Source organism: Sphingomonas sp. Leaf20 (genome assembly GCF_001421535.1).
Classification (GTDB): Bacteria; Pseudomonadota; Alphaproteobacteria; order Sphingomonadales; family Sphingomonadaceae; genus Sphingomonas.
In genome coordinates, this window is the sequence record NZ_LMKN01000001.1 from 297849 (window position 1) to 324023 (window position 26175).

Consider the following 26175-nt stretch of genomic DNA (forward strand, 5'->3'; position numbering starts at 1 on the left):
GTCACTGCAAACGGCCCGCCTCGGCTGCGACCACCGCATCGACGCGCCCCCAGTCATGCCGCCCGATCAGCCCGCGCAGCTTGCCCGCCATTGCCCCTAGCCGCGAATAATGCCGGATCTTCGAGCGAAGCGGCGCCGCGGCGACGCGCGGCTGGCCCGGATCGATCTCCCAGGGGTGAAAATAGAACATCGCCGCGTGATCCTGCGCATTCACCTGGTGCACCGCGAAATCCATCAGCGCCGACGGCAACAGCCGGAAGAACCCGCCCCCCGTGGCGACGCGCCGTTGGCCGAACTGCGCGACGGTTACCGGCACTTCGAGCAGCGCGCTGTCGGGCAGCGGCCTGAACGCGAAGCGCGGCGCGTCGCGCCAGCCATAATGATCATGGACGAGCGGTGCGACGCTCGACGAATAGGCATAGCCCTCCTCGGCCAGCACGACGTGCGCCCAGGGGGTACGCTGGTCGATCGAAAAGCTGGGCGCACGATATCCCGTCACGCGCTGCCCCGCCGCATCCTCGATCGCCGCGCGCGCGCGAACGAGGTCGGCGCGAAACAGGCCTGCATCCATCGTGAAGACGCGCTGGTGATCCCAGCCATGGCTCGCGATCTCGTGCCCCGCATCGACGATCCGGCGGATCAGTCGGGGATAGCGATGCGCGACCCAGCCGAGCGTGAAGAACGTCGCCCGCACCCCGCTTTCGGCGAACAGCGCGAGCACCGCATCGGTATTCGCCTCGACGCGCGACTGAAGGCCGTCCCAGTCGCGCTTGTCGATGACCGTCTCGAACGCGCCGACCTGGAACCAGTCCTCGACGTCGACCGACATGCCGTTCAGGATCGTCCGCTGCGTCACCCGGTCAGGCCGCGTCGTGCCAGTGCGCAGCCCCGCGGATCGGCGCGTAATCGGGCTTGGGCTCGTCGCCCTCGATCCAGTCGACGAGCAATGTCAGGATCCGACGCATCGCCTGGTCCTGCTGCTCGACGCGTGCCTCCAGCGCAGCAACGCGATCGCTGATTGCCGGGTCGGTCATCATGGCGACCGGCTCGGGGGCCACCGCGGCGGCGGGCTGGACGTCTGGCGCAGGCTTTGCCGCCGCCGTCGCGACGACCGGCATATCGGACATCAGGTCGCGCTGCACCGTGCGCACCACCTCGCCGTCGATCACGCGCAGATCCTCGATCGCGGCATACAGCATCACGCGACCGGCGAGCATGTTGAGCCGCCGTGGTACGCCATCCGACCCGTGGTACAGCGCGGTGAACGCATCGTCCGCAAAATCGGGATTGCCCTGCCAGCCGACCACCGAAAGACGGTGCGCGATATAGTCGGCGACCTCATGCTCCTCCATCGGATCGAGGTGGTGGATCGCGATGACGCGCTGACGCAGCTGCTCGAGCCGTTCCGACCCGTGCAGCCGGTCGCGGAATTCGGGCTGGCCGAGCAGCAGGATCTGCAGCAGCGCGTGCCCGCCCGTCTGGAAATTGGACAGCATCCGCAATTCCTCGAGCGCGGACACGGGCAACGCCTGCGCCTCGTCGACGATGAGCAGCGTTCGTTTGCCCGTGCGCGCGACGGCGTGGAGCCCGCGTTCGATCGCCGTCAGCAGCTGTGCCTTTTCGAGCCCCGCCGGATCCACGCCGAGCGCGGTCGCGATGATCCGCAACAGGTCGTCCGCCTCGATCGCGGTCGACACCAGACGGATCGCGTTCAGGCTCTCATGGTCGATCGTGTCCATCAGATGCCCGACCAGCGTCGTCTTGCCCGCGCCGATGTCGCCGGTGATGACGATGAAGCCCTCGCCCTGCGCCAGGCCATAGCCGAGATACGCCATCGCCTTGCGATGCGTCCCCGTCTCGTACCAGAAACGCGGGTCCGGGGTGAGCTGGAACGGGCGTCCCGTCAGTCCGTAATGTTCGTCGTACATCTGCCAAATATCCTAGAACTGATACCGTGCACCGAGCAGCGCCTGCGCGGACCAGTCGCTGTCGAAATCGCCGACCTTGAAGCTGTACAGTCCGAGCGACGCGGTCGTGCCAAGCCGTCCGAAATTATGATAATAGGTCCCTGTCGCACCATAGGACCACACGCCGTCGTCGCCCGTCGCGATCAGCCCGCTGCCGGGCTGGTCGCCGGACTGCCCGCCGGACTGGCCGCCCAGCTGCGTCTCGAAATAATTGACGAACGCGGTGGCGTTCAGCCCCGACACCGCGCTGAGCGAGCGGCCGTAATAGAGCTGTCCGTAATAGCTTTCGTCCTCGAGCCCGCTGACCACGAGCCCGGGGGCACCGTCGGGCGCATACAGCTTGCGGCTGGCATAGCCGATCCCGCCGCCGAACGTGTTGCGCCCGCGCGTCGCGACCAGCACCGCGTCGATCCCGCGCGCGCGGTAGCTCGACGTCGAGATCGACTGGAACACGTCGTCGAGGCAGCCGCCCGGCGCCGCACCGGTCGCCCCGAACACGCAGCCGTTGAACTGCTGCGCAAAACCCTGGCTCGGCGAGATGAAGCTCGTCGGCAGGTTCGCAAGTCCGGTGCGCAACTGGCGTCCGAACGTCTGCACGCCGTCATACACGTTGACCGCGAGTCCGACGTCCTTCGATGCCTGATAGGTCGCGGTCCCCGTGAAGCTGAGCGATCCGTATCGCTCGCCGACACGCGCCGCGACCGAGGTGCGCCGGTTCGGCCGCCAGATCACGCCCGCGTCATAATATAGCCCGTCGGTGCGATACGCGATCCGGCGCGGCGACCCGGGCGCGGTCCGGAACCGGCCGTCGCTGTCGAGCACGGGAACGCCCGTCGCATCGACCAGCGCGTCCTTCTGGCTCGTCTCGATCTTTTCATAACCGACGCCCGCGGTCAGCGCGACATAGGGCGACACCGGCAGCAGCGCGTCGCCGCGACCGAAATACCCTTCGTAGCGCTGGCTCAACTGCCCCGCCGTCTCCCGGTCGTAGCCTGCGCTCGCGGTCAACCCGACGGGCAGCAGCGTTCCCGGCCGGAACCCCGCACTCGCCGTCGCGGTGTGCCCGACCGAATCATCGTAATAATCGAGCCGTTGCCCGCCGGTCGCCGTCGTCCCGAACGTCGGCGTCTCGACCTTGGTATAGCCGAGCCGGTAATTGGCGTTGACGACGACGTCGCCCGACTGCGCGTTGAAGCTGGGACCGCCATACACCGCATAGACCTGCGCGATGTTCGACACGTTGCCGACCAGCACGCCGGGCGCGGCACCACGAATGTCCGACCGCGACCGCGTCGCGATGCCCCCCGCCTCGAGCGACAGGTTCCGGGTCAGCTGCGCATCGACGCGCGCGAGACCCGAATGGATATCGGTATCGCCGATGTCGTCGTCATAGGAGAACCGGCGCTCGTAGCGATAGCTCAGCTGCCCATTGACGCGCGCGGTCGCGACCGCCGCATCGACGCCCGCGGCAAGCGAGGTGTAGGTCAGCACGTTGCTGTCGCCGCTTAGGTCAGCGGCGAGTATCTGCGTCGCCTCGATATACGGCACGACCACGACCCGGCGCGTGGCCCCGCCCGCGGACGACGCATCCGCCTGGGCCAGCGCGGGCGTGGCGAACAGCGCCGCCGTCCCGCCGATCATGGCCCGAAATTTCGTCACCTCGCGCCTCCCTGATCATAATAGCTGCCGAACCGCGCGCCGCCGGGGACGAACGATACCGCGTTCAGGACGAGTTGAATATGCTCGCAGCTGTCAAGCCGCTGAACCGCAGCGCGAACCTCGCCCTCCGGGGTCCGATCCGCGCGCACCACGAGCATCACCTGCCCGACCAGCATCGCCAGCACGCCGGCAGGCGACGCCGCGAGCGCGGGCGGCGAATCGAAGATCACGATGCGGCGCGGATCGGCCGCCATCAGCCGCGACAGCACGCTGCGCGTCCGGGCGCTGGCGAGCAGTTCGGTATCCATCGCGGTCTTGCGACCCGCAGGCAGGATCGACAGATGCGGGACGTCGGTCCGCACCACGAGCGTCTCGACGTCGATGCTGGTATCCGCCAGCGCGTCGAGCAACCCCGGTGCATCGGTCAGCCCCAGTTGCTTCAGCACGTCGGGCTTGGCGACGTCGGCATCGACGAGCACGACCTCGGTGTCGCGCTCGGCGGCGATCGACATCGCCAGGTTGATCGCACAGAATGTCTTGCCGTCACCCGGCCTTGCCGAACACACCAGGATCGTCCGCGCGCGTTCGGATGCACCGTCGATCTCCGCGATCCGCGCGCGCGTGATCAACAGCTGCCGCTTGATCAGCCGGAATTCCTCGGCGAGCGGGCCGACCGGCGCACCCGGCACCATCATCCCGTTGGCCGCGAGCATCCCGCGGTCGATCATGGCGACGTCGCCGGGCTCGTCGGGCATATGAAACTCGTCGGGCAGTTCCTGCCCGATCGGCGCGCGCAGCTCTTCGGGGATCGCGAGAAACGTCGGATCGGTAAAGACCGCGGCATCGGAATCAGGCGCCGATCCGGCCCCGGTTCCGGTGTCCGTCATCGTCCGGTCGGCCGTCCTGGCCGACGCCGAATCCGCCAGCGGCGGCACCGCGGCACGGCTGCGCACGTGCTGGCTGAAATCATAGACCTTGGCGGCGCGCTCCAGCAGCGAGGCTTCGCGCGCGCGCGGCGCGGTCGATGCCGGCCGCTTGTCCGATGAGGGTGTCGTGTCGGGCATGGTCATGTCCTCAGGCCGCGAGGCCACGCTGCAGGATCTCGACCCCGAGCAGCAATATATATGCACCGCCGAGCGCCGCCGTCCCGCCGAGGAACAGCTTCAGCTGCTTGGCGCGGTGATCCGATTGCGTCCGCGTGACGACTTCGCCGATCGACCCGATGACGGGCATCCCCGCGGTCCGCTCCAGCTTCGCGCTCGTCGGAAACGTCCCGCGGAGCTGGCCGAGCGCGAACGCCCCCCCGATGCCCGCGCCCAGACCTGCGATCAGCACCCCCGTCAGCAACAGCATCCGGTTCGGCGCGCTCGGCGTCTGCGGCGTCGTCGGCGGATCGATCACGCTGAACTTCACGCGATCGGTCTGCGACTGCGCCTGCCCACGCAATGCGATCTGCTCGCGCTGCGTCAGCAACTGGTCATACTGGTCCTTGAGCACCTGGTAATCGCGGTCGATCGATCCCTGCTCGGCCGCGACCGTCGGGTCTTCGGACAGCTTGGCGTTGAGCTGCTCGAGATCACCCTGCAATTGGGCCTTGCGGATCCTCAGCGACGCGACCGCGGCCTGCTTGTCCGCCATCATCGCCTGCAACGACACGTAAAGCGGGTTCGGCGTCGACCCTGCCCCCGAGCCACCCGACAGCGGCTCGCTCCGCGCGGCGGAGGTCGCCTGGGCGAGCTGCGCCTTCAGGGCGATCACGTCGGGATGGCTCTCCGTATAGCCCCGCGCCCGCGCATCCGCGAGCTGTCCCTGGATTGCCGACAGCCGCGCGCGTGCGGGTCCGGCGGTGCCTGCGGTCCCGCCGCTGCCTGCGACCGACTGCGGCGTACCCGCCATCTGCCCCTGCACAGCCGCAAGCCCGGACTGCGCCGCCGCGAGGTCGCCATCGACCTGAGCCATCTGCGCACGCGATGCGCCGATCCGGTCGCCGACCGATCCGGTGCCCGGCAGCGATCCGAGATAGCGGTTCTGGAAATCCGCGCGCTTGGCCTCGGCGTCCTGCAATTGCTTCTGTCGCTGCTCGAGCTGCTTGTCGAGGAACGACAGGCTCTGGCTCGTGCTCGTCCGATCGCCCGCCAGATTGGCCTCGACGAAGATGTCGATCAGCTTCTGCGTGATCGTCCGCGCAAGCTTCGGGCTCGCGGCGGTCGTCGCGATCTCGAACAGATTGTCCTGCGCCGAGGTCACCTTGATGTTCTGCGCCAGGCTCGCGACACGGTCGGCGACGTCGCGGTCGCTGGCGACCGTATTGGCGAGGTCGGTCCCGCGCACGACCTTCTCCAGATTGACCGCGGAGGTCAGCGTCTGGCGGATCGTGTCGATGCTCGTCTGGCTCGATGGCGTCGGCTGGTCCATGCTCGCAGGCAGCAGCGACTGCATCTGGACGAAAACGCGCGCGCGCGATTCGTACCGGCTCGGGATCTGCGACACGAACAGCCAGCCGAGCACGCACACGCCCCACGCCACCGCGAGCGCCAGCCAGCGTCGCGTCCATATCGCGTGGAGCGCGACCCGCACCTCGTCGTAAATGCCGTTCATGCGATCACGTCCCTCAGAACATCGATTCGGGGATGATGATCACGTCGCCGGGCTCGAGCCTGACATTGGCTGACGAATCGCCCTTCTTCAGCAGGTTCGAGATCTGCAGCGAGAATTCGGTCTGCTTGCCGCTCGCGCGGTCATACCGGACCAGCCGCGCCTTGTTGCCCGCGGCATATTGATTGAGCCCGCCCACCGCGATCATCGCGTCGAGCAGCGTCATGTTCGCGCGGTACGGGATCGAGGCGGGCTTTTCGGTCGCGCCGACGATGCGGACCTGCTGGCTGTAGGTGCCGCTGAAATTCTCGACGATGACCGACACGATCGGGCTCTTAACATACTCGCCGAGCGCGATCTTCATGTCGTCGGCCAGCTGTGCCGGGGTCTTGCCGACCGCGGGCATGTCGTTGACCAGCGGCGTCGTGATCCGGCCATCGGGGCGGACCTGCACCTTCGACGACAGCTCGGGATTGCGCCAGACGAAGATGTTGAGCTGGTCGAGCGGCCCGATCACATATTCCTCGCCCGGCAATTCCTTGTTCGCGACATAGGCTGCGGGCGGGAGTACGGGCCGGCTGCCGCCGCTCGTGCACGCGCCGAGCGTCGACGCGGCGAGCCCCAGGATCGTCAGGGGACGGGATACGGGTCCGGAACGCATGGGCACTTATTCTCCTGGCGCCATACCGGTCGTCGGACGTCCGACAGCCGGCTAAACTCATGATCGGCTATGCAGGGAACAGGTGAAGATAGCGTTAGGAGCGCCCCGTAACCATGCTCCCCTCGGCGCGGTGGCTGGGGTTAGACTGGAGTAACGATCTCGCGCGCAGGAGGATGCCCCAGAAACGCCGCGGGGCTCGCGCTCGCGCCATAAGCGCCCGCCAGGAAGATCGCGACGAGGTCGCCGACCGCGACCGGCGGCAGCGCGACCTTGTCGCCCAGCCTGTCGAGCGGCGTGCAGAGCGGCCCGACGACCGACACCGTATCGCCCGCTGGATGCCCCATCCGTGTCGCCACCGCGATGGGATAATTGCGGCGCACGACCGTCCCGAAATTGCCGCTCGCCGCGAGCTGGTGGTTCAGCCCGCCATCGACCACGACGAAGGTCTCGCCTTGGCTCTGCTTCACGTCGATCACGCGCGTCAGGTAGACGCCCGCCTCCGCGACCAGCCACCGCCCGAGCTCGATCGCGAACCGCGTCTCGCGCAGGATCGCCGCGCGGTCGTCGAGCGCCGCGCGCAACGCTGCACCGACCCGCTCGACGTCGAGCGCAACGTCGCCCGCGAAATAGGGCACGCCGAACCCGCCGCCCAGGTTGACGAGCGGCGGCACCACATCAGCCTCTTCCGCCAGCCGCGCCGCGAGCGCGATCGTCGCCGCCTGCGTCTCGATGATCGCACCCGCATCGAGCGCCTGGCTGCCTGCATAGATGTGAAAGCCGCGCCAGTCCGCGCCGGCCGCGACGATCGCCGTCACCAGCGCGGCGACCCGGACGGCATCGACCCCGAACGGCGATGCCCGTCCGCCCATCCGCATGCCCGATCCCCGCAGCTCGATATCGGGGTTCACGCGCACGGCCATTCGCGGCGCGATGCCCAGTCGCTCGCCGATCGCGAAGCCGCGTGCCGCCTCGCCTTCCGACTCGACGTTGAGCGTGGCCCCCGCGCGGATCGCCGCCGCGAGTTCGTCGTCGCGCTTGCCCGGCCCGGCGAAGCTGATCGCCGACGCCCGCTTGACGCCGAGCGCGGTCCCGAGCTCGCCCGCCGATGCGACGTCGAGCCCGTCGACCAGCGGCGCGATCGCCGCGAGCAGGTCGCCGTGCGGGTTGGCCTTGATCGCATAATGCAGGTCGATCGCGGGCATCGCCGCGCGGAACCGCACGATCCGGGCCGCAGCGATCGCGCTGTCGTACACGAAGAGTGGCGTGTCGCCGGCGTGTGCGACCCAGTCCGCCGCCGACCGCCCGCCGATCACCAGCGGCCCATGCTGCTGCGCGAACTCGGGCGGAAATGCACCCATCGGCTTCATTGTGCGCCCTCCTCATCCGCGGCGGACCAGGACCTGACCTCAGCCGCGATGGCAGACCTGTCCAGCTTCCCATTGGCATTGCGCGGCAATTCGTGTCGCCACAGATATGCGCCCGGCTGCATGAAGCTCGGCAGCGCGGTTCGCAACCGCGCTCGCAATGCGGCCTCGCCCGCCGCATCGCCCGCGAGCATCACGCTGATCGCCTGTCCCAGTCGCGCGTCCGGCACGCCGACCGCGACCGCTTCGTGCGCCTCGCCGCCCGCCAGAACCGCGTCTTCCACCTCAAGCGGGCTTATCCGGTTGCCCGCGATCTTGATCATCTCGTCGTCGCGACCGACGAACCGGAGCAGGCCGTCCGCCCCCTCGATGACGGTATCGCCCGACCAGACCGCCATTCCCGCGCCCGACCCGAGCGCCGCCGGCACGCGGCGGAAGCGCTGCGCCGTCCGCTCCGCATCGCGCCAATAGCCCTGCGCGACGAGCGGTCCCGCATGGACCAGCTCCCCCGCCTCGCCCGGCGCCGCACGCGTGCCATCGGGCTTCACGACCCAGACGTCGGCGAACGGGATTGCCCGCCCCATCGCGTCGGGATGCGAATCGATCAGCGACGGGTCGAGATAGGTCGACCGGAACGCCTCCGTCAGCCCGTACATCGCGTAGATGTCCGCGCCCGGAAACCGTGCGCGCAGCCCCCGCACCAGCCGCGGCGTCAGCGCGCCGCCCGAATTGGTCAACCGCGTAAGCCGCGCCGCGGTCGCTTCCGGCCAGTCTGCCTCGAGCAGCTGCACCCAGAGCGGCGGCACGCCCGCGAGCGTCGTCGCCCCCACGCGTTCGACGGCCTTCACGACGTCGCGCGCGACCATGTAGTCGATCGGCGCCACCGATGCGCCCGCCACCCAGGTCGATAAGAGCTGGTTCTGCCCATAGTCGAACGAGAGTGGCAACACGCCCAGCACGCGGTCGGTGCGGTCGAGCTTCAGGTAATGCGCGACGGAAATCGCACCCAGCCACAGATTCGCATGGCTCAGCATCACCCCCTTGGGACGCCCGGTCGATCCCGAGGTGTAGAGGATCGCGGCGAGCGTATCCGGGTCGGCATCGGACGGACCCGGGCCCCCATCACGCTGCAGATCGAGCACTGCCTCGTCGACAATTCTGCAGTCCTTGGGCACGTCGCCCGGCTCGAGCGTCGCCGCCCGCGCGCCTTGCGTCACCAGCAGCGCCGCGCCGCTGTCGCCCAGGATATGCGCGACCTGCGCGCGCCGCAGCAGCGGATTGACCGGCACATGGACCAGCCCCGCGCGCGCCGCCGCAAGCGGCATCACGCACGCGACGCGCGTCTTGGGCAACCAGGTCGCGACGCGCGCGCCCTTCGCCAACCCCTGCCCCGCGAGCCAGTCTGCGAGCGAACCGACCGCGATTTCGAGGTCGCGGAACGTCATCGTTCCCGCGCGATCGATCAGCGCGACATCGTCGGGCGCACCCCGCAGCGGGAGGTGATCGATCGGATACGGGACGGGGTCGAGCGGGATCATGATCCCCCCATAGCGCCAAGCCGTTGCCGAATTCACCCCCACAGGCTAGCGGGGCCGGGTTCGTAACGGTTCAGGCGATGCTCGTGATCTTCGAAGGCACTTCCCAAGTCGAAACGACGGTGCGCGCCGTCCTCGCCGACATTCTCGGCCTCGACGCCGGCCGAGTCGCCGCGTTCACCGCCGACACGCCGCTGTTCGGCGCGCTGCCCGAACTCGATTCGATGGCCGTGGCAAGCGTCCTGACCGAACTCGAGGACCGTCTCGCTATCCTGATCGAGGACGACGAGATCGACGGGGAAATGCTCGAGACGTTCGGCGCGCTCGTCCAGTTTGCCGCGCGCAAGGCGCTGGTCTAGCCTCCGCCGGGATGACCGGCGCACGCTTCGACCATTATGACTGGGCCGGTGGGCGCGAGACGGCGCTGCGCTTCGGCCCCGATACCGGACCGATCGTCGTCGCCGCACTGCCATTGTTCGAGGAGGCGAACCGCACGCGCGCGTTCGTCGTCGACATCCTGCGCGCGCTGGCCGGGCGCGGGATCGGTAGCCTCCTGCCCGACCTGCCCGGTATCGGCGAGAGCCTGGTCGAGACGCGCGACCTGCGGCTGGCCGATCTGCGCCAGGCCTTTGCCACGCTTGTCGGCACGCTCGACGCGCCGGTTTATGGGCTCACGATTCGCAGCGGTGCGCTCGTCGATCGCGACGCGCGCCTCGCCGGGCGGTGGCGGCTCGCACCGCAGACGGGCGGTGACCTTCTGCGCGAGCTGAACCGGATCCGCGGCGCGTCGACGATGCCCGACGAGGAGGATTACGCGGGTAACAGCCTGTCCGAGGCGCTGCTCGCCGATCTGCGCGACGCCGCACCGCATGCCGCGTCGCGAACGGTTCGACTCGAGAGCGATCCGCGTCCCGCGAATGCGCGTTATCCCGGCGCGCCGCTGTGGCGGCGATCGGAACCCGGCGGCGACGCGACGCTCGCGCAGGCGCTCGCTGCCGATGTGGCCGGGTGGATCGCCACATGCGCCGGCTGATCGCGGTCCCCTGCGAGGGCGAGACGCTGGTCGCGACGCTCGACGACGCCGCGGGCGCTACCGGGGTGCTGATCGTGTCGGGCGGCAACGAGATCCGCAGCGGCGCGCACCGCGGCATGGCGATGCTAGCGCGGCGGCTGGCGGCGGGGGGCACGCCGGTGTTTCGCTATGACCGCCGCGGCGTCGGAGATTCGACGGGGGAGAATACGGGCTTCCTCGGCGCGCAGCCTGATCTGGTCGCCGCCGCCGCCGCGTTTCGCGCCGCCGCGCCGCACGTCACGCGGCTGGTCGGCTTCGGCAATTGCGATGCCGCGAGCGCGCTCGCGCTGTTCGGGGGGGCGGCCGGAATCGACCGGCTGCTTCTCGCAAACCCCTGGGTGATCGCGCCGACCGACGACCTCCCCCCCGCCGCCGCGATCCGCGCGCGCTATGCGGTGCGGCTGCGCGATCCGGCCACGTGGAAACGCCTGCTCCGCGGCGGGATCGACCTGCGCAAGCTCGTCCGGGGTCTGGTGAGACTGTCGCGAGCGTCGGGGGAGGTCGAGGGCGATCTCGCGAGCCGGGTCTGCTGTGCGATCGACGGCTGGGCGGAGCGCGTCGTCATCCTGCTCGCGACCGGGGATGCGACCGGCCAGGTGTTTGCAGCGCGTTACCGCGGCGCGGCGCGGATCGTGCGGCTTGCCACCGGTTCGCACAGCTTTGCCGGTTCCGCCAATGCCGCTGAATTGCAGGCCGCGGTCAGGGAGGCGATCGCCTGCACGGACGATGCAGGCGCCGCCACCTGCTCCAGTTCGTCATCCTGACGAAAGTCAGGACCCAGGGTTACGGGCGGTGCCGTTCCTGGCTCTGGATCCTGACTTTCGTAAGGATGACGGAGGGTGGGATAGGACGCTGGCGCTTCCCCCGCCCGTCAGCCGGACGAAAGATGTGAGGGGAACACCGGCACCTCCCCACACTCGTCATCCTGACGAAAGTCAGGATCCAGGGTTACAGACGATGCCGTTCCTGGCTCTGGGTCCTGACTTTCGTCAGGATGACGGGTGGAGGGGCGCGGATCGGAAGGACGCACGCCCCCCGCGCTTACTCCGCGGCTTCGGCCAGCTCCGCAAATTCCGCCGCCGCGAGGAACCGCTCGGCATCGAGCGCCGCCATGCAGCCCGTGCCTGCCGCGGTCACCGCCTGGCGGTAGACCTTGTCCGCGACGTCGCCGCACGCGAACACGCCCTCGACGCTGGTCCGTGTCGACCCCGTCTCGACCGAGATATAGCCGTCCGAATCGAGATCGATATGCCCGCGGAACAGCTCGGTCGCGGGGTGATGCCCGATCGCGACGAACCCGCCATCGACCGACAGCCGCGACCGCTCGCCCGTCACCGTGTCCTCGAGCTCGAGCGCGACCAGCCCGGCATTGCCGCCGCCATCGACGAACTCGCGGACTTCCTTGTTCCACAGCACCGTCACGCTCTTGTGCGCGAACAGCCGCTCCTGGAGGATCTTCTCCGAGCGGAGCGAATCGCGGCGGTGGATCAGCGTCACGTCGGGCGAGTGGTTCGTGAGGTACAGCGCCTCCTCAACCGCGGTATTGCCGCCGCCGATGACCGCGACCTTCTTGCCGCGATAGAAGAACCCGTCGCAGGTCGCACACGCGCTGACGCCCTTGCCCTTCATCGGCTCCTCGCTGTCGATGCCGAGCCACTTGGCCTGCGCACCCGTCGCAATGACGAGCGTCTCGCCCTCATACACGTCGCCGCTGTCGCCGGTCAGGCGAAATGGCCGGCTGCTGACGTCGACCTTGACGATCGTGTCCCACATCATCCGCGTGCCGACATGTTCGGCCTGCGCCTGCATCTGCTCCATCAGCCACGGCCCCTGGATGACGTCCTTGAAGCCGGGATAATTCTCGACATCGGTGGTGGTGGTCAGCTGGCCGCCCGGCTGGATGCCCTGAACGACGATCGGCGCCATTCCGGCACGCGCGCCATAGATCGCGGCCGACAGCCCGGCGGGCCCCGAGCCGAGGATGAGCATGCGGGTGGTATGCGTCGTCATTCTGATATCCTTGGAGAGTCAGACGTCATCTAGGCGATCAACCGTGTGATTTGAACCATCGACAGAACGCTTTGGCCTGCATCGAAACCATTCGCGCTTCGTTGAAGGAGGAAATCGGAGATTATAATGAGCGAAGACCGCACGATTGAGATCGAGGATTACACCGCGCCCGCAGGCGGCTGGGGATCGATGAAATCGCTCATCGAGATATCCGCGCGCGAAAAGGTCGGTCCCGAAGTCGTCCGCGAACTCGCACGCCAGAACAAGCCCGACGGCTTTGCCTGCGTCAGCTGCGCCTGGGGAAAGCCCGCGCACCCGCACGTCGCGGAATTCTGCGAGAACGGTGCGAAGGCGACCGCATGGGAGCTGACATCGTTCCGCGTGACGCCTGCGTTTTTCCAGGAGCATACCGTCAGCGAACTGCTCGGCTGGAAGGATTACGACCTCGAACAGGCCGGGCGCCTCACGCATCCGCTGAAATACGACGCCGCCACCGACAAATATGTCGCGTGCAGCTGGGACGAGGCATTCGCCGGGATCGGCGCGAAGCTGAAGACCTACGACCCCACAAAGGTCATCTTCTACGCCTCGGGCCGCGCCAGCCTCGAGACCTCGTACATGTATAGCCTGCTCGCTCGGATGTACGGCAGCCAGAACCTGCCCGACAGTTCGAACATGTGCCACGAGACGACCTCGGTCGGGCTGAAGTCCGCCATCGGCTCTGCGGTCGGCACGATCCACCTGACCGACTACGAGAAGTGCGACGCGATTTTCTACTTCGGGCAGAATCCCGGCGTGAACAGCCCGCGGTTCCTCCACCCGTTGCGCGATTGCGCGAAGCGCGGTGTCGAGATCGTCGTCTTCAATCCACTGAAAGAGCGCGGCCTCGAGAAATTCCAGGATCCGCAGAACCCGATCGAGATGGTCACCGGCAAGTCGACGCCGATCGCATCGCAATATCACCAGGTGAAGACCGGTGGCGACGTCGCCGCGATCATGGGGATGTGCAAGTATCTGATCGAAGCGGACGACCGGGCGAAGCAGATCAACACGCTGCCCGTGCTCGACCACGCGTTCATCGCCGAGCACACGACGCGGTTCGAGGATTTCGCCGACTCGGCGCGCCAGACCGACTGGGCGACGATCGAGCATGAGAGCGGCCTGCCTCGTGCCGATATCGAGGCGGCAGCGAAGATCTATGCAAAGTCGAAGGCGGTCATCGCGGTTTATGGCATGGGGCTGACCCAGCATGTCGGCGGCATCGACAACGTCCACATGGTCGTCAACCTGATGCTGTTGCGCGGGAATATCGGCAAGCCGGGTGCGGGCATGGGCCCGGTGCGCGGCCATTCGAACGTGCAGGGACAGCGGACGGTCGGCATCACCGAGAAACCCGAACTCGCCCCGCTCGATCTGCTCGCCGAGCAATATGCCTTCGAGCCCCCGCGTGAAAAGGGCTGGGACACGGTAGCCTCGTGCGAGGCGGTCCTCGACGGCAGCGCACAGGCGTTCATCGGTCTCGGCGGCAATTTCGTCCGCGCCATCCCCGACCATGCGACGATGGAGCCCGCATGGGGCGGTCTCGACCTGACCGTCCACATCGCGACCAAGCTCAACCGCTCGCACCTCCTGCCCGGCCAGACCTGCTACCTGCTCCCGTGCCTCGGCCGGATCGAGACCGACATGCAGGCGACCGGACCGCAGAGCGTATCGATCGAGGATTCGTTCAGCCAGATCTACGGCTCGAAGGGCAAGGCCACGCCGGCCGCGGAAACCTTGCTCTCGGAACCCGCAATCGTCGCCGGGATTGCCAAGGCCACGCTCGCACCCAACCCGAAGCTCGACTGGGATTCGTGGGTCGGCGACTATGGCCATGTCCGTGACGCGATCGAGGTGTCCTATCCCGACATGTTCGGCAACTTCAACGTGCAGATGTTCACCCCCGGCGGCTTCTGGAAGGGCGTCCCCGCGGCGCACCGCGAATGGAAGACCGAAAGCGGCAAGGCCGAATTCAACGTCCCCCAGTCGCTCAACGTGACCGGGTTCGAGGAGAGCGAAGGCCGCTTCCGCCTCATGACGCTGCGCTCGAACGATCAGTTCAACACCACGGTCTATGGCTATCACGACCGGTTTCGCGGCGTGAAAGGGACGCGCGACATCGTCTTCATGAACGCCAAGGACATCGCACGGCTCGGCATCGCCGACGGCGACGATGTCGATCTGGTCGGCGACGCGGGGTCGAACGCGGACCGGCGTCTGGGCAAGCTGCGGGTCGTCGAATATTCGATCCCGGAAGGCTGTGTCGGGGCCTATTATCCCGAGTGCAACCTGTTGATGCCGGTGTCGCATCACGCGCGCGAAAGCCATGTTCCCGCCGGCAAGTCGGTGCCCGTCCGGATCGAGAAATCGCGCTGACGCAGGACAGTATCCTCGGCGTCGTCCTCGCGGGCGGGCAGTCCTCGCGCTTCGGGTCGGACAAGGCCCAGGCGCTGTTCGGTGACCAGCCGCTCGCGCATCACGCAGGAAACCTGTTGCGGCCCTATGTGGCGGACGTCGTCATCGCAGGGATCGGCGGTACCATCATCGACCTGCCCGAGCCCGGGCTCGGGCCGCTCGGCGGGATAGCGGGCGCACTTGACCATGCCGCGACGCTCGGGTTCACCTCGGTCATCACGATCGCCTGCGACATGCCGGTGCTGCCCGACGGCCTGCTTGCGGCACTCGCGCGTCGTGCGCCCGCCTATTGCAACGATGCGCCTGTGCTCGGCCACTGGCAGGCCGCGTTCGCCGCACATCTGCTCGCGCATATCCAACGAACGCCGCGCCGGTCCGTACGCGGCTGGGCCGAGGCGATCGGCGCGTTGCCGATCATCGCCGCGGGCCCGGTCCCCAACGTCAACACGCCGGCCGACATGGCCGCGCTATGACCGTCTCGCGGATCCAGCCGACCACGATCCTGCGCCCCGATTCGCAGACGCACGGCGAACGCACGATTGCGGTCGAGGTCCCGGTCGCCATCGAGGTCGACGGGCTCGGCTATGCGGTGATGATGATGACGCCCGCCGACCTGGCCGAGTTCACCACCGGGTTCCTCCTGACCGAACGTCTTGCCGACGCTGCCGCCGACGTGCGCGACATCGACGTGTTCGAGGCGGAGGCGGGCTGGATCGTCCGCGTCGATCTGTCCGACCGGTGCAAGGGGCGGATCCACGACCGCGTCCGCCACCGCACCAGCGACACGAGTTGCGGGCTGTGTGGCATCTCCGGGCTCGAACAGCTCCGCAAGCCCGTCGCGACCACCCCGCCCCGCCCGGAGGCGTCGGTAGAGGCGCTGTTCGCCGCGCTGGCAGGGTTGCGCGCGCATCAGCCGCTCAACGCGGCGACGGGGGCGATCCATGCCGCCGCCGCGTGCGACCGGTCGGGAGACGTGCTGGCCGCCTATGAGGATGTCGGCCGCCACAATGCACTCGACAAGCTCGTCGGCGGGCTGGCGATCCGGTCGACCGAGCCCCCCGCCTTCATCCTCGTCACGTCGCGAATCAGCTTCGAGATGGTCGACAAGGCGCTGGTGGCGGGCGTGGCGATGCTGGTGGGAATTTCCGCACCGACCAGTCTCGCGATCGATCATGCGCGGACGCACGGCCTGACGCTGCTCGCGCTCGCCCGAAGCGACGCGATCCTGGTCGTCAACGATCCGTTCGGTGTGTTTGAAAATGGTAGCGAAGGAGGGACTTGAACCCCCGACCCCAGGATTATGATTCCCGTGCTCTAACCAACTGAGCTACTTCGCCGTACCGTCTGCAGGAGCGCGTTCGTTCCTGCGAGGCGCGGCCTATAGGAAGCGGATTCGAGGCGGTCAAGCAAACATGTGACGGGAAATCGCTTCCCAGGGTCCGCCGCGGTACCACCACGCACCCAGACCGGCGATCTCGACGTCCCGCGATACGAAATCACGCTGCAGGTTGCCGAGCAGCAGCTTGGCAACCGACGGGTTGACCTTGTTCTGGATCGTGACGTGCGGACGCCAGCCGCCCGCGTCCTGCGGCGTCAGCATCCCCGTGAACGCATCGGCCAGCCGCGCGCGTATCCCCACGAGCTCGGGCGATTCGATCCGGTAGGCGACGCCGCGCCCCAGCGACATCAGCCCGCCGATGCGCGCCCGCGGTGCTGGCAGCCCGCGCGTCTCCTGGTTCAGCCGGTGCTTCAACTCGTCGAGCCCTGACGGTGGCAGGTGGTGGAACAGTGTCAGGTGCGAATCGAGCTGGTTGCGCTCGGGCGGAAAATGCTCGCGCCGCATCGCGTCGAAAAACGCCGTGTCCTGCCGCCCGAACAGCGCCGTCACGATGATCGGCGCAGGCACTATGTCGGTCATGGTCAAATCTCGATCTGGCTGCCGAGTTCGACCACGCGGTTGGTCGGCAGGCGGAAGAATTCCATCGCGCTTTCGGCGTTGCGCAGCATCCACGCGAACAGCTTCTCGCGCCAGATCATCATCCCCGGCTTGTCCGACGCGAGCAGCGTCTGCCGCGACAGGAAGAAGCTGGTGTCCATCATCTTGAAGTCCGCGCCGCAGCTATGCACCTGGCGCAGCGCCGCGGGGACGTCGGCATCCTCCATGAAGCCATAGCGCAGGATCAGCCGGTGGAAGCCGTCACCCAGCTCCTCGCGCACAGCCCGGTCATGCGCCGGCCAGTAGGGCTGGCCGACGATCTTGACGGTCAGCAGGATCACACGCTCGTGCAGCACCTTGTTGTGCTTGAGGTTGTGGAGCAGCGCGTGCGGCACGCCGTCGGAGGTCGAGGTCATGAAGACCGCGGTTCCCGGCACGCGCGACGCCGAACCGGCCGCCGAGCCGATGAACACCTTGATTGGCATCGCCGCCTCGCGCATCCGGTCGATCATCAGTTGCCGCCCCTTCGACCACGTCGTCAGGAAGGTGAAGATGATGAGCCCGATCAGCAGCGGGAACCAGCCACCGTCGGGCACCTTGGTCAGGTTCGCGGCCAGATAGGCGCCGTCGACGGTGAAGAAGATCGCGAGCAGCGGGATCGCGGCGATCTTCGGCCAGTTCCACAGCCGGAACAGCACGACACCGAGCAGGCAGGTGTCGATCAGCATCGCCCCCGTCACCGCGATGCCGTAGGCGCTGGTCAGGTTCGACGAGGTGCGGAAGAACAGCACCAGCAGGATCACCATCACCATCAGCGCGCCGTTGACCAGCGGGATGTAGATCTGGCCCGCAGTCGCGGCACTGGTATGCTCGATCCGCAGGCGCGGGATGAAGCCGAGCTGGATCGCCTGCTGCGTGACCGAGAACGCGCCCGAGATCACCGCCTGCGACGCGATCACCGCGGCCATCGTTGCGAGGATGACGAGCGGCAGCTGGAGGCTTTCGGGCGCGAGATTGTAGAACGGGCTGACGAGCGCCGCCTGCCCGTCGCGGAACAGCAGCGCGCCCTGCCCCATGTAATTGAGGATCAGCGCGGGGAGCACGAAGAACAGCCACGAAATGCCGATCGGCCGGCGGCCGAAATGCCCCATGTCCGCATAGAGCGCCTCCGCGCCGGTCACCGCGAGCACGACTGAGCCGAGCGCGAGGAAGGCGCGGGTCGGGTCGATCAGGAAGAATTCGACCGCATAATGCGGCGAGAACGCCCAGAGCACGCCCGGCGTCTGGATGATGCTGAGGATGCCGAGCACCGCGATGACGCTGAAATACACCAGCATGATCGGCCCGAACACCATGCCGATACGCGCCGTGCCGCTCTTCTGGACCCAGAACAAGGCGATCAGGATCGCGATCACGATCGGCAGGACGAGCCCGGCAAAGCTCGGCGCGGCGACCGCCAGCCCCTCGACCGCGGACAGCACCGACACCGCGGGCGTGATCATGCTGTCGCCGTAGAACAGCGCGGTCGCGAACACGCCGAGCAGGATGATCCCCTTGCTCCATCGCCGCGTCTTGGTCTTGCCGGAGACGAGCGCGAGCAGCGCCAGGCTGCCGCCCTCGCCCTTGTTGTCCGCGCGCATGATGATGATGACGTATTTCACCGTCACGACGATCATCATCGACCAGAACATCAGGCTGATGACGCCCATGATGTGCGCCGAATCGAGCGCGAGCTTGTGGTGCCCCGCAAAAGTCTCGCGGAACGCGTAGAGCGGGCTCGTGCCGATATCGCCGAACACGATGCCGATCGCCCCGAAGGCGAGCTTGAGCATGCCGTCCGAATGATGGTGGCCGGTATCCGGATCGAGGCCGGCGGGGGGCACGGTCGAAGCCGCGGCGGTCTGGTCGACGCTCACTGGACGGTGAATCGACCCGGAAGTGCAGCAATCATCATCGAATGTCCGATTTCACCCTGTGCCCCAAGCGCGCGCATTTAGCATGCACGTCAGGGGGCGGCAACGGCACCGCCGGCAACGTGGATTAACCGCTGCTGATCATGTACCGCCGCTCCCCGAGCCGGTTGCGATGCATTTTGCGCCCGTCTGGGCGTCGAACCGTCAGCGCGTGATCACCTCGCGAATCACGAAGTGCGACGCCAGCCGCGTGACGCCCGGCAATTGCGACAGCGTCTCGCGGTGGATGCGTTCGAACGTCTCGCCCTGCCGTATCTCGACGTGCAGCATATAATCGGCCTCGCCGCTCATCAGGAAACACTGCACTACCTGCGGGCAGCGCACGATCTCCGCCTCGAAGGCCGCCATCGTCTCCTTGCGCTGGTCGCGGAGCGTCACGTTGACGAGGACGATGCTGGGATCGCCCCGCGCTGCCCGCGACAGCACCGCGCGATACCCGCTGATCGCACCGCTTTCGCGCAGCTGCGCCACCCGGCGATGCGCCGCGCTCGCGGACAGCCCGACCGCCTCGCCAAGCTCCGCACTCGTCAGATCAGAATTCGCTGCCAGCAGGTCGAGGATCCTGCGCTCGATCGAATTGGTCACAAATCTCGCGCCGCGACGTCGCTAATCACACAAATCATGCGTTTGACGTAGCTGACCGGGACATGTTTGCGAACCCTTCCCGCGCGAAGCAGCGTAAAAGGCGCGCAAACATAAGGAGTGGAAGCAATGCGTGTCGGTGTCCCCAAGGAAATCAAGAATCACGAATATCGCGTCGGCCTGACCCCGCCATCGGTCGCCGAGCTGGTCGCCGCAGGCCACGAGGTCGTCGTCGAGACTCAGGCCGGGTCGGGCATCGACTTCGAGGACCAGGATTATGTCGACGCGGGTGCGACCATCCTCCCCGACGCGAAGTCGGTCTTCGCCGCCGCGGACATGATCGTGAAGGTCAAGGAGCCGCAGCCGGTCGAGATCGCGATGCTCGAACCGCGCCACCTGCTCTTCACCTATCTCCACCTCGCCGCCGACAAGCCGCAGGCCGAAGGGCTGATGAAGTCGGGCGCGACCTGCATCGCGTACGAGACCGTCACCGACCATCGCCGCGGCCTGCCGTTGCTCAAGCCGATGTCCGAAGTCGCGGGCCGCATGTCGGTGCAGGTCGGTGCGCATTATCTCGAAAAGGAACAGGGCGGCCGCGGCGTCCTGCTCGGCGGCGTCCCCGGTGTCGCGCCCGCCAAGGTCGCGATCCTCGGCGGCGGCGTGTCGGGCGTCAACGCCGCGCAGATGGCGGTCGGCATGCGCGCCGACGTCACGATCTACGACATTTCGAACGATCGCCTCGCCGAGCTCGACATGTTCTTCTCCAGCCAGATCAAGACCGCCTATGCCTCGAAGGCCGCGATCGCGGCGGCGGTGAAGAACGCGCATCTCGTGATCGGTGCGGTGCTTGTCCCCGGCGCGGCAGCGCCCAAGCTCGTCACGCGCGAGATGCTGAAAACGATGAAGCGCGGCTCGGTCCTCGTCGATATCGCGATCGACCAGGGCGGCTGCTTCGAGACGAGCCACGCCACCACGCACGAGGATCCGGTGTTCGAGGTCGACGGCGTGATCCATTACTGCGTGGCGAACATGCCGGGCGCGGTCGCGCGTACGTCGGCGTTCGCGCTCAACAACGCGACGCTGCCGTTCGCGCTGAAGCTCGCGAACCTGGGTGCGGAGGCGGCGATGAAGGCCGACCCGCATCTCGCCAACGGGCTCAACGTCTACAAGGGCAAGATCGCGTACAAGGCGGTCGCGGATGATCTGGATCTACCTTACGAAGCGTGGTCGAATTAACCGGGAACGGATGCGGAACGCGGGTGTTGGACAGGGGAAAGGAATTTCCGATGTCCGACACCCCGAACCCCAAGTCCGAGCCCTTTTCGAACGCCGAGAAGGATCCGCACGACTGGACGACCGGCGACGAAAAGATGACCGGCGCACAGGCGAGCTATCTCAAGACGCTCTCCGAGGAAGCGCATGAGGAATTCGACGAGACGTTGAGCAAGGCCGATGCCTCGCTCAAGATCGACGAACTCCAGGGCAAGACCGGCCGCGGCCAGTAACGGCTCGCGCGGAGGAGAGATAGGACGCGACGCGCCGATCTCTCCCCCTCTCCCCTAATTCTCCAAACCGCCCTGACGAACGTCGGGCTTCAAAGACCGCCACCCCGCGACCATCAAGGTCGCGTCGCTTGGGCCTCCACCAGCCGGTCGAGCAGCGCCAGCCGCGTGGCAATCGCATCATGGTAGGAAATCCGCGCCGGCGTCAGCGCCAGCGCCCGCGCCCAATACGGCCGCGCCGCCGCGAAATCGCCAGCACGCACATAGGCCAGTCCCAGAAAGAACGGTGGCGCCGGATGTCTCGGCGCCAATCGCGTCGCCTGCTGGAACGCGAACAGCGCGGCCGACGATACCTGGTTGCCGTCATGCGCGGCGAGCGCGTTGCCGAGGCCGGTCCACAACACCACGCTGCGCGGCGCGATGCGGATTCCGCCGAGCAGTACCTGCACCGCCGCGCGGCGGTCACCGAGCCGCGTCATCGCATCCGCTGCGACCAGATACGCTGCCGCCCCGGTATACCGCTCGAGCATCTGGTCGCGCAGTTCGATCGTCGCGCCGTCGTCGGGCGTCGGCGCGAGTCCGCCGATCACCGGCTGCCCCGCAAGGCCGGGCCGGCCCTGCAGCGCATAGCCCGCCGCGCCCAGCATCAGCGCGGACGCGACCATCGACCACAGCATCCGCTCGACCTTGAGCAGCGCGAGAACGCCGAACGCCGCGGCCGCGATCGCCGCCAGCATGACCCAGCCCATCAGCGCGCCCTCCGACGAAAACTCGACCGCGCGACCCAGATCCCCGCCAGCAGCAGCGCGATCGGCGCCAGCCATAACGGCCAGGTCAGTGCCGACAGCGGCGGGTCATAGGTGACGTAATCGCCATAGCGCGACACGAGCCACGCGCGGATCGATGCGGGTGCCTCGCCCTTGTCGATCCGTTCACGGACCAGCGCGCGCATGTCGGCCGCCATGTCCGCGTCGCTGTCGGCGATCGACTGGCCCTGACATACCAGGCACCGCAGCGTTTCCATCAGGGCCTTTGCGGACGCTTCCTTGGCGGGATCGGCAAGCTGGACATTGGCATAGGGCGCCGGCGGGGCGGCCGGCTGCGCGGTGGCAGGCGCAGCGACCAGCAACAGCACCGTCAAGACACGACCCCGCATCACCGCGCCGCCCTGACGGCCTGGACGATCTCGTCGACCTGCTCGGGCCGGATGTCGCCGATGATCTGTTTCACGACGATCCCGCGGCCGTCGACGACGAAGGTCTCGGGGACGCCCGACGATCCCAGCGCCATCTGGACGCGGCTCGCCGAATCGCTGCCGATCCGCGCATAGGGATCGCCGTTGCGCGCGAGAAATCCCGCGATCGCCGTCCCCGTGTCCCGCACCGCGATCGCATCGATCGGCACGCCAGCCGCCTTCAACCGCATCAATTGCGGCGCCTCTGCGATGCACGGTACGCACCAGCTCGCGAACACGTTGAGCAGTCGCGGCTGCCCCTGCCTGAACGTCGCAGCGCTCAGCCCCGGCTTGCCCGCGACCATCGCCGGCAACGCGAAGTCGGGGACGGGCTTGCCGACCATCGCCGAGCGCACGACCGTTTCGCCGGGCTTCACCAGCCCGCTGATCACGACGACGAACACCAGCGCGAAGATCGCCAGCGGCGCCCACAAGGCGACGCGCTTCACGCCCATTCCGCCCGCAACGTCGTACGGCGTTCGCGCCGCACGCGTCCGATCAGCGACAGCATCCCGCCGAGCGCGATCAGCACCCCGCCGAACCAGATCAACGTTACGAACGGCTTCCACCACAGTCGCAACTGCCAGCGTCCCTGCGCATCGGGCTGGCCGAGCACGGTGTAGAGCTGCCCGTCGAGCGCGGTCAGGATCGCGGACTCGTTGGTGCTCGTCGGCGGATTGGCAAAGAACCGCAGCTGCGGGTGCAGCACGCGCGTCTTCGTGCCGCGGACCACGGACAGACGTGCCTCGAGCGCCGACCAGTTGTCGCCGATCACCGGCGCGATCCCGTCGAGCGTGACCTGGTACGGTCCAACCCGCGCCGGCTCGCCCGCGCGCACCGCGACCAGCGTTTCCTGCGTGAACGCGCTGTCCGACGCCATTCCGGCAAGGCTGACCGCGATGCCGAGATGCGCGATGACCATGCCGTAGGTGAACAGCGGCGTGCGGCGCAGGTTGCGCTTCCACAACGGCGCGACGCTCGCCACCGCGAGTCCGGCGGCCAGCGACAGCCCCGCCCAGGCCAGCACGCCCGGCCAGATGAATATCAGCGCGATCGCGGCAGCCACCGTCGCGCCGATCGGCAGCGCCATCCGCGCGATCACCGCGCGAGCCTCGTCGCGTCGCCAGCGGAGCAGCGGCCCCGCCGCCATCACCGCGACGAGCAGCAGCGCGATCGGCCCTGCCGCCTTGTTGAAGAACGGCGGGCCGACCGAGAGCTGCACGCCGAAGCTCGCCGCGACGATCGGATAGAGCGTCCCGATCAGCACGATCCCGAGGATCACCGACAGCAACAGGTTGTTGGCGACCAGCCCGCCCTCGCGGCTGACGGGGTCGAACGTCGTACCCGCGCGGACGGTGCCGATCCGCGCGGCGAACAGCGCGAGCGCACCGCCGATATAGATTGCCAGCAGCGCGAGGATGAACGCACCGCGCTCCGGATCGACCGCGAACGCGTGCACGCTCGTCAGGATGCCCGACCGGACCAGGAACGTCCCGATCATCGACATCGAGAATGCGACCACCGCGAGCATCACCGTCCACGCGCGCAGGCCGTCGCGTGTCGCCAGCACGGTCACCGAATGGAGCAACGCCGTCGCCGCGAGCCACGGCATCAACGACGCGTTCTCGACCGGGTCCCAGAACCACCAGCCGCCCCAGCCGAGCTCGTAATAGGCCCAATAGCTGCCGGCGGTGATCCCGAGCGTCAGGAATATCCAGGCGATCAGCACCCAGGGCCGCATCGCCCTGGCAAATGCCGGCCCGACGTCGCGCGTCACGAGAGCGCCGACCGCGAACGAGAACGCGACCGACAGCCCGACATAGCCGGCGTACAGCGTCGGCGGGTGGAACGCCAAACCCGGGTCCTGCAACAGCGGATTGAGCCCCAGCCCGTCGGGTGCCGCCGGGCTCAGCCGCGCAAACGGGTTCGACGAGAACAGCAGGAATGCATAGAAGCCGAGCGCGATCACTGCCTGCGCGCCTAGCGTCGCGGTCAGGGTCCGCTCCGCCAGTGATCGCTCGAAGATTGCGACCGCGCCCCCCGCCAGCCCCAGGATCGTCACCCAGAGCAGCATCGAGCCCTCGTGATTCCCCCAGGCGCCCGCGAACTTGTACAGCCACGGCTTGGCCGAATGGCTGTTCTCGACGACGAGCTTCACCGACATGTCCGACCGCAGGAACACCCAGATCAACAATATCATCGCCAGCGCCGACAACAGGCCCTGGACGATCGCGACCGGCCGCACCGCCGCCGACACGTCGTCGCGGTTCCGTGCAATCCCGATTGCCGCCATGGCGAGCTGCAACGCTGCCAGCGCGCCCGCGAACCAGAGCGCGGCAAGGCCTGCCTCTGCGATCACGGCGTCTGGTCCGTCACCAGCGTCCTGGTCTCGTGCATCTTGCCTGCCATTTCGGGCGGCATGTATTTCTCGTCGTGCTTGGCGAGCAGATTGGACGCGACGAAGCGGCCATCGGGCTCGAACCGGCCCTCGGCGACGACGCCCGACTTTTCGCGGAACAGGTTGGGGACGATGCCGGCAAAGACGACCGGCGTCGTCGCTGCGCCGTCGGTGACGGTGAAATGCACCGTGACGCCGTCGGCCGCACGCTTGACCGATCCGTCCTCGACCATCCCGCCAAGCCGGACCGCGCGCCCCAGCGGGATGCCGTCGCGCCGCACGTCCGACGGCGCATAGAAGAACGCCGCCTGATCCTTGAGCGCCGACAGCGCGAGCAGCCCCGCGACGACGACCGCGCCCAGCGCGAGCAGCGCCAGCGTCAGCCGCTGATGCTTCGCCTTCATCGCTCCGCCTTCCGCATCGCAAGATAGCTCAGCAGCGCGACCACGCCGCCGCCGCCGAGCGTCACGCCATAGGCGGCGATCACGAAGGGCCAGGCGGTCACGACCGCGCCATCCGCCGCATCCGGGCCTCGGCCTTGGCCACCGCTAGGATCGTCCGCATCCGCATCAGCACGATGCCCGCGAACACCAGCGTGAACCCCAGCAGCATGATCGGCAGCGGCCACAGGATCGCACCGGCAATGCTCGACTGCGTCAGGCCGATGCTCGGCCCCTGGTGCAGCGTGTTCCACCAGACCACCGAGTAGCGGATGATCGGCAGCAATACGGATCCCGCGACGCCGTACAGCGCGGGGATCCGCCCGTCGCCGCGACGATCCGCATCCGCCTTCGCAAGCGCCATATAGCCGAGATACACGAAGAACAGCAGCAGCATCGACGTCAGCCGCCCGTCCCACTCCCACCACGTTCCCCAGGTCGGCCGACCCCAGATCGACCCGGTCGTCAGGCACAGCGCCGCGAAGACCGCCCCCGGCAGCGCGATCGCGCGCGCGGCGATCGTCGCCAGCGGGTGCCGCCAGACGAGCGCCATGATGCTGCTGATCGCGATTCCGCTCCATCCGCCCATGCCCAGCCACGCGGCGGGAACATGGATATAGAGGATCCGCACCGTCTCGCCCTGGAGATAATCGGGCGGCGTCAGCGTCAGTCCTGCCCAGCAGCCGATCGCGACAAGCACCACCCCCGCCCAGAACAGCAGCGGCGTCAACGGCTTGGCGATCTTCAGAAAGCGCGCAGGATTGGCGAAGGCATGGAGCGTAGGCACTGCCGC

At 67.7% G+C, this 26175-nt stretch carries 26 protein-coding genes and 1 tRNA gene; 8 read left to right on the plus strand and 19 right to left on the minus strand.

Going from position 1 to position 26175, the window contains the following annotated elements:
- Position 1: 1 nt before the first annotated feature.
- From ASE72_RS01420 to ASE72_RS01455, 8 genes are all read right to left on the minus strand, one after another.
- Positions 2-829 carry an XrtA system polysaccharide deacetylase gene (locus ASE72_RS01420; protein ID WP_056015736.1) on the minus strand — a complete coding sequence of 276 codons (828 nt, stop codon included), beginning with the start codon at positions 827-829 and terminating at the stop codon, positions 2-4.
- Between the two features lie 31 nt (positions 830-860).
- Positions 861-1928, minus strand: coding sequence for an XrtA/PEP-CTERM system-associated ATPase (locus ASE72_RS01425; RefSeq protein ID WP_056015739.1), 1068 nt, complete (start codon positions 1926-1928; stop codon positions 861-863).
- Between the two features lie 12 nt (positions 1929-1940).
- Positions 1941-3626, minus strand: a complete 1686-nt coding sequence (locus ASE72_RS01430) for a hypothetical protein (RefSeq protein ID WP_235532186.1) — start codon at positions 3624-3626, stop codon at positions 1941-1943.
- A complete protein-coding gene (locus ASE72_RS01435; protein ID WP_056018676.1) occupies positions 3623-4690 on the minus strand; it encodes an AAA family ATPase in 1068 nt (355 codons plus the stop codon). The genes ASE72_RS01430 and ASE72_RS01435 overlap by 4 nt, the downstream gene beginning before the upstream one ends.
- Before the next feature lie 10 nt (positions 4691-4700).
- Positions 4701-6224: an XrtA system polysaccharide chain length determinant gene (locus tag ASE72_RS01440; protein WP_056015745.1), complete on the minus strand. Its 1524-nt coding sequence runs from the start codon at positions 6222-6224 to the stop codon at positions 4701-4703.
- Between the two features lie 13 nt (positions 6225-6237).
- Positions 6238-6882: an XrtA/PEP-CTERM system exopolysaccharide export protein gene (locus ASE72_RS01445; RefSeq protein ID WP_056015748.1), complete on the minus strand. Its 645-nt coding sequence runs from the start codon at positions 6880-6882 to the stop codon at positions 6238-6240.
- A gap of 140 nt (positions 6883-7022) precedes the next feature.
- Positions 7023-8249 carry a pyridoxal-dependent decarboxylase, exosortase A system-associated gene (locus ASE72_RS01450; protein WP_056015750.1) on the minus strand — a complete coding sequence of 409 codons (1227 nt, stop codon included), beginning with the start codon at positions 8247-8249 and terminating at the stop codon, positions 7023-7025.
- Positions 8246-9784: an acyl-CoA ligase (AMP-forming), exosortase A system-associated gene (locus ASE72_RS01455; protein ID WP_056018679.1), complete on the minus strand. Its 1539-nt coding sequence runs from the start codon at positions 9782-9784 to the stop codon at positions 8246-8248. The genes ASE72_RS01450 and ASE72_RS01455 overlap by 4 nt, the downstream gene beginning before the upstream one ends.
- Positions 9785-9861: 77 nt before the next feature.
- Here ASE72_RS01455 and ASE72_RS01460 point away from each other — a divergent pair, with 77 nt between their 5' ends.
- From ASE72_RS01460 to ASE72_RS01470, 3 genes are read left to right on the plus strand one after another with little or no spacing between them, the layout of a single operon-like run.
- Positions 9862-10140 (plus strand): acyl carrier protein, encoded by a 279-nt coding sequence (locus ASE72_RS01460; protein ID WP_156350040.1) that lies wholly within the window; start codon positions 9862-9864, stop codon positions 10138-10140.
- 11 nt (positions 10141-10151) lie between these two features.
- Entirely contained in the window at positions 10152-10814 is a 663-nt protein-coding gene (locus ASE72_RS01465) for a hypothetical protein (protein ID WP_056015755.1), read from the plus strand.
- Complete coding sequence (locus ASE72_RS01470; RefSeq protein WP_056015757.1) at positions 10802-11617, plus strand: hydrolase 1, exosortase A system-associated; 816 nt, start codon at positions 10802-10804, stop codon at positions 11615-11617. The genes ASE72_RS01465 and ASE72_RS01470 overlap by 13 nt, the downstream gene beginning before the upstream one ends.
- Positions 11618-11894: 277 nt before the next feature.
- Here the strand turns inward: ASE72_RS01470 and trxB are convergent, their stop codons facing one another.
- Complete coding sequence (gene trxB / locus ASE72_RS01475) at positions 11895-12863, minus strand: thioredoxin-disulfide reductase (RefSeq protein ID WP_056015761.1); 969 nt, start codon at positions 12861-12863, stop codon at positions 11895-11897.
- Between the two features lie 126 nt (positions 12864-12989).
- Between trxB and ASE72_RS01480 the strand changes: the two genes are divergently transcribed.
- From ASE72_RS01480 to fdhD, 3 genes are read left to right on the plus strand one after another with little or no spacing between them, the layout of a single operon-like run.
- Positions 12990-15278 (plus strand): FdhF/YdeP family oxidoreductase, encoded by a 2289-nt coding sequence (locus tag ASE72_RS01480; protein ID WP_056015764.1) that lies wholly within the window; start codon positions 12990-12992, stop codon positions 15276-15278.
- A complete protein-coding gene (mobA, locus tag ASE72_RS01485) occupies positions 15185-15790 on the plus strand; it encodes a molybdenum cofactor guanylyltransferase (RefSeq protein WP_235532187.1) in 606 nt (201 codons plus the stop codon). Before ASE72_RS01480 ends, mobA begins: the two co-directional genes overlap by 94 nt.
- Positions 15787-16599, plus strand: coding sequence for a formate dehydrogenase accessory sulfurtransferase FdhD (gene fdhD / locus ASE72_RS01490; RefSeq protein WP_056018687.1), 813 nt, complete (start codon positions 15787-15789; stop codon positions 16597-16599). The genes mobA and fdhD overlap by 4 nt, the downstream gene beginning before the upstream one ends.
- On the opposite strand, the gene ASE72_RS01495 is transcribed toward fdhD, so the two are convergent.
- The 4 genes from ASE72_RS01495 to ASE72_RS01510 all read right to left on the minus strand — a co-directional run bounded on the left by ASE72_RS01495 (position 16578) and on the right by ASE72_RS01510 (position 19811).
- A tRNA-Met gene (locus ASE72_RS01495) sits at positions 16578-16654 on the minus strand. The two genes, fdhD and ASE72_RS01495, sit on opposite strands and share 22 nt — an antisense overlap.
- A 65-nt stretch (positions 16655-16719) precedes the next feature.
- Entirely contained in the window at positions 16720-17235 is a 516-nt protein-coding gene (locus tag ASE72_RS01500; protein ID WP_056015767.1) for a 2'-5' RNA ligase family protein, read from the minus strand.
- 2 nt (positions 17236-17237) lie between these two features.
- Positions 17238-19169 carry a potassium transporter Kup gene (locus ASE72_RS01505; RefSeq protein ID WP_443019265.1) on the minus strand — a complete coding sequence of 644 codons (1932 nt, stop codon included), beginning with the start codon at positions 19167-19169 and terminating at the stop codon, positions 17238-17240.
- Between the two features lie 201 nt (positions 19170-19370).
- The gene (locus ASE72_RS01510; protein ID WP_056015770.1) at positions 19371-19811 is read right to left on the minus strand and encodes an Lrp/AsnC family transcriptional regulator; all 441 of its coding nucleotides are present in this window, start codon (positions 19809-19811) and stop codon (positions 19371-19373) included.
- 126 nt (positions 19812-19937) lie between these two features.
- Here ASE72_RS01510 and ald point away from each other — a divergent pair, with 126 nt between their 5' ends.
- The gene (ald, locus tag ASE72_RS01515) at positions 19938-21044 is read left to right on the plus strand and encodes an alanine dehydrogenase (RefSeq protein ID WP_056015773.1); all 1107 of its coding nucleotides are present in this window, start codon (positions 19938-19940) and stop codon (positions 21042-21044) included.
- 50 nt (positions 21045-21094) lie between these two features.
- A complete protein-coding gene (locus ASE72_RS01520; RefSeq protein ID WP_056015776.1) occupies positions 21095-21313 on the plus strand; it encodes a DUF3072 domain-containing protein in 219 nt (72 codons plus the stop codon).
- Positions 21314-21426: 113 nt separating this feature from the next.
- Here the strand turns inward: ASE72_RS01520 and ASE72_RS01525 are convergent, their stop codons facing one another.
- The 6 genes from ASE72_RS01525 to ccmC form a co-directional block, all read right to left on the minus strand.
- Complete coding sequence (locus tag ASE72_RS01525; RefSeq protein ID WP_056015779.1) at positions 21427-22059, minus strand: hypothetical protein; 633 nt, start codon at positions 22057-22059, stop codon at positions 21427-21429.
- Complete coding sequence (locus tag ASE72_RS01530; protein WP_056015782.1) at positions 22059-22466, minus strand: cytochrome c-type biogenesis protein; 408 nt, start codon at positions 22464-22466, stop codon at positions 22059-22061. Before ASE72_RS01530 ends, ASE72_RS01525 begins: the two co-directional genes overlap by 1 nt.
- Positions 22466-22993 (minus strand): redoxin family protein, encoded by a 528-nt coding sequence (locus ASE72_RS01535; protein ID WP_056018694.1) that lies wholly within the window; start codon positions 22991-22993, stop codon positions 22466-22468. Before ASE72_RS01535 ends, ASE72_RS01530 begins: the two co-directional genes overlap by 1 nt.
- Entirely contained in the window at positions 22990-24903 is a 1914-nt protein-coding gene (locus ASE72_RS01540) for a heme lyase CcmF/NrfE family subunit (RefSeq protein WP_056015785.1), read from the minus strand. The genes ASE72_RS01535 and ASE72_RS01540 overlap by 4 nt, the downstream gene beginning before the upstream one ends.
- Positions 24900-25346, minus strand: coding sequence for a cytochrome c maturation protein CcmE (gene ccmE, locus ASE72_RS01545; RefSeq protein ID WP_056015788.1), 447 nt, complete (start codon positions 25344-25346; stop codon positions 24900-24902). Before ccmE ends, ASE72_RS01540 begins: the two co-directional genes overlap by 4 nt.
- Before the next feature lie 97 nt (positions 25347-25443).
- Positions 25444-26169: a heme ABC transporter permease CcmC gene (gene ccmC, locus ASE72_RS01550; RefSeq protein WP_056015790.1), complete on the minus strand. Its 726-nt coding sequence runs from the start codon at positions 26167-26169 to the stop codon at positions 25444-25446.
- Positions 26170-26175: the final 6 nt, after the last annotated feature.

Coding starts and splice junctions, on each gene's coding strand:
- ASE72_RS01500 (WP_056015767.1), bottom strand. CDS start 17,235: ATGACCGACATAGTGCCTGCGCCGATCATCGTGACGGCGCTGTTCGGG.
- ASE72_RS01525 (WP_056015779.1), bottom strand. CDS start 22,059: ATGGGCTGGGTCATGCTGGCGGCGATCGCGGCCGCGGCGTTCGGCGTT.
- trxB (WP_056015761.1), bottom strand. CDS start 12,863: ATGACGACGCATACCACCCGCATGCTCATCCTCGGCTCGGGGCCCGCC.
- ASE72_RS01435 (WP_056018676.1), bottom strand. CDS start 4,690: ATGCCCGACACGACACCCTCATCGGACAAGCGGCCGGCATCGACCGCG.
- ASE72_RS01520 (WP_056015776.1), top strand. CDS start 21,095: ATGTCCGACACCCCGAACCCCAAGTCCGAGCCCTTTTCGAACGCCGAG.
- ald (WP_056015773.1), top strand. CDS start 19,938: ATGCGTGTCGGTGTCCCCAAGGAAATCAAGAATCACGAATATCGCGTC.
- ASE72_RS01530 (WP_056015782.1), bottom strand. CDS start 22,466: ATGCGGGGTCGTGTCTTGACGGTGCTGTTGCTGGTCGCTGCGCCTGCC.
- ASE72_RS01445 (WP_056015748.1), bottom strand. CDS start 6,882: ATGCGTTCCGGACCCGTATCCCGTCCCCTGACGATCCTGGGGCTCGCC.
- fdhD (WP_056018687.1), top strand. CDS start 15,787: ATGACCGTCTCGCGGATCCAGCCGACCACGATCCTGCGCCCCGATTCG.
- ASE72_RS01480 (WP_056015764.1), top strand. CDS start 12,990: ATGAGCGAAGACCGCACGATTGAGATCGAGGATTACACCGCGCCCGCA.
- ASE72_RS01455 (WP_056018679.1), bottom strand. CDS start 9,784: ATGATCCCGCTCGACCCCGTCCCGTATCCGATCGATCACCTCCCGCTG.
- ASE72_RS01440 (WP_056015745.1), bottom strand. CDS start 6,224: ATGAACGGCATTTACGACGAGGTGCGGGTCGCGCTCCACGCGATATGG.
- ccmE (WP_056015788.1), bottom strand. CDS start 25,346: ATGAAGGCGAAGCATCAGCGGCTGACGCTGGCGCTGCTCGCGCTGGGC.
- ASE72_RS01465 (WP_056015755.1), top strand. CDS start 10,152: ATGACCGGCGCACGCTTCGACCATTATGACTGGGCCGGTGGGCGCGAG.
- ASE72_RS01450 (WP_056015750.1), bottom strand. CDS start 8,249: ATGAAGCCGATGGGTGCATTTCCGCCCGAGTTCGCGCAGCAGCATGGG.
- ASE72_RS01460 (WP_156350040.1), top strand. CDS start 9,862: ATGCTCGTGATCTTCGAAGGCACTTCCCAAGTCGAAACGACGGTGCGC.
- ASE72_RS01425 (WP_056015739.1), bottom strand. CDS start 1,928: ATGTACGACGAACATTACGGACTGACGGGACGCCCGTTCCAGCTCACC.
- ASE72_RS01420 (WP_056015736.1), bottom strand. CDS start 829: ATGTCGGTCGACGTCGAGGACTGGTTCCAGGTCGGCGCGTTCGAGACG.
- ASE72_RS01470 (WP_056015757.1), top strand. CDS start 10,802: ATGCGCCGGCTGATCGCGGTCCCCTGCGAGGGCGAGACGCTGGTCGCG.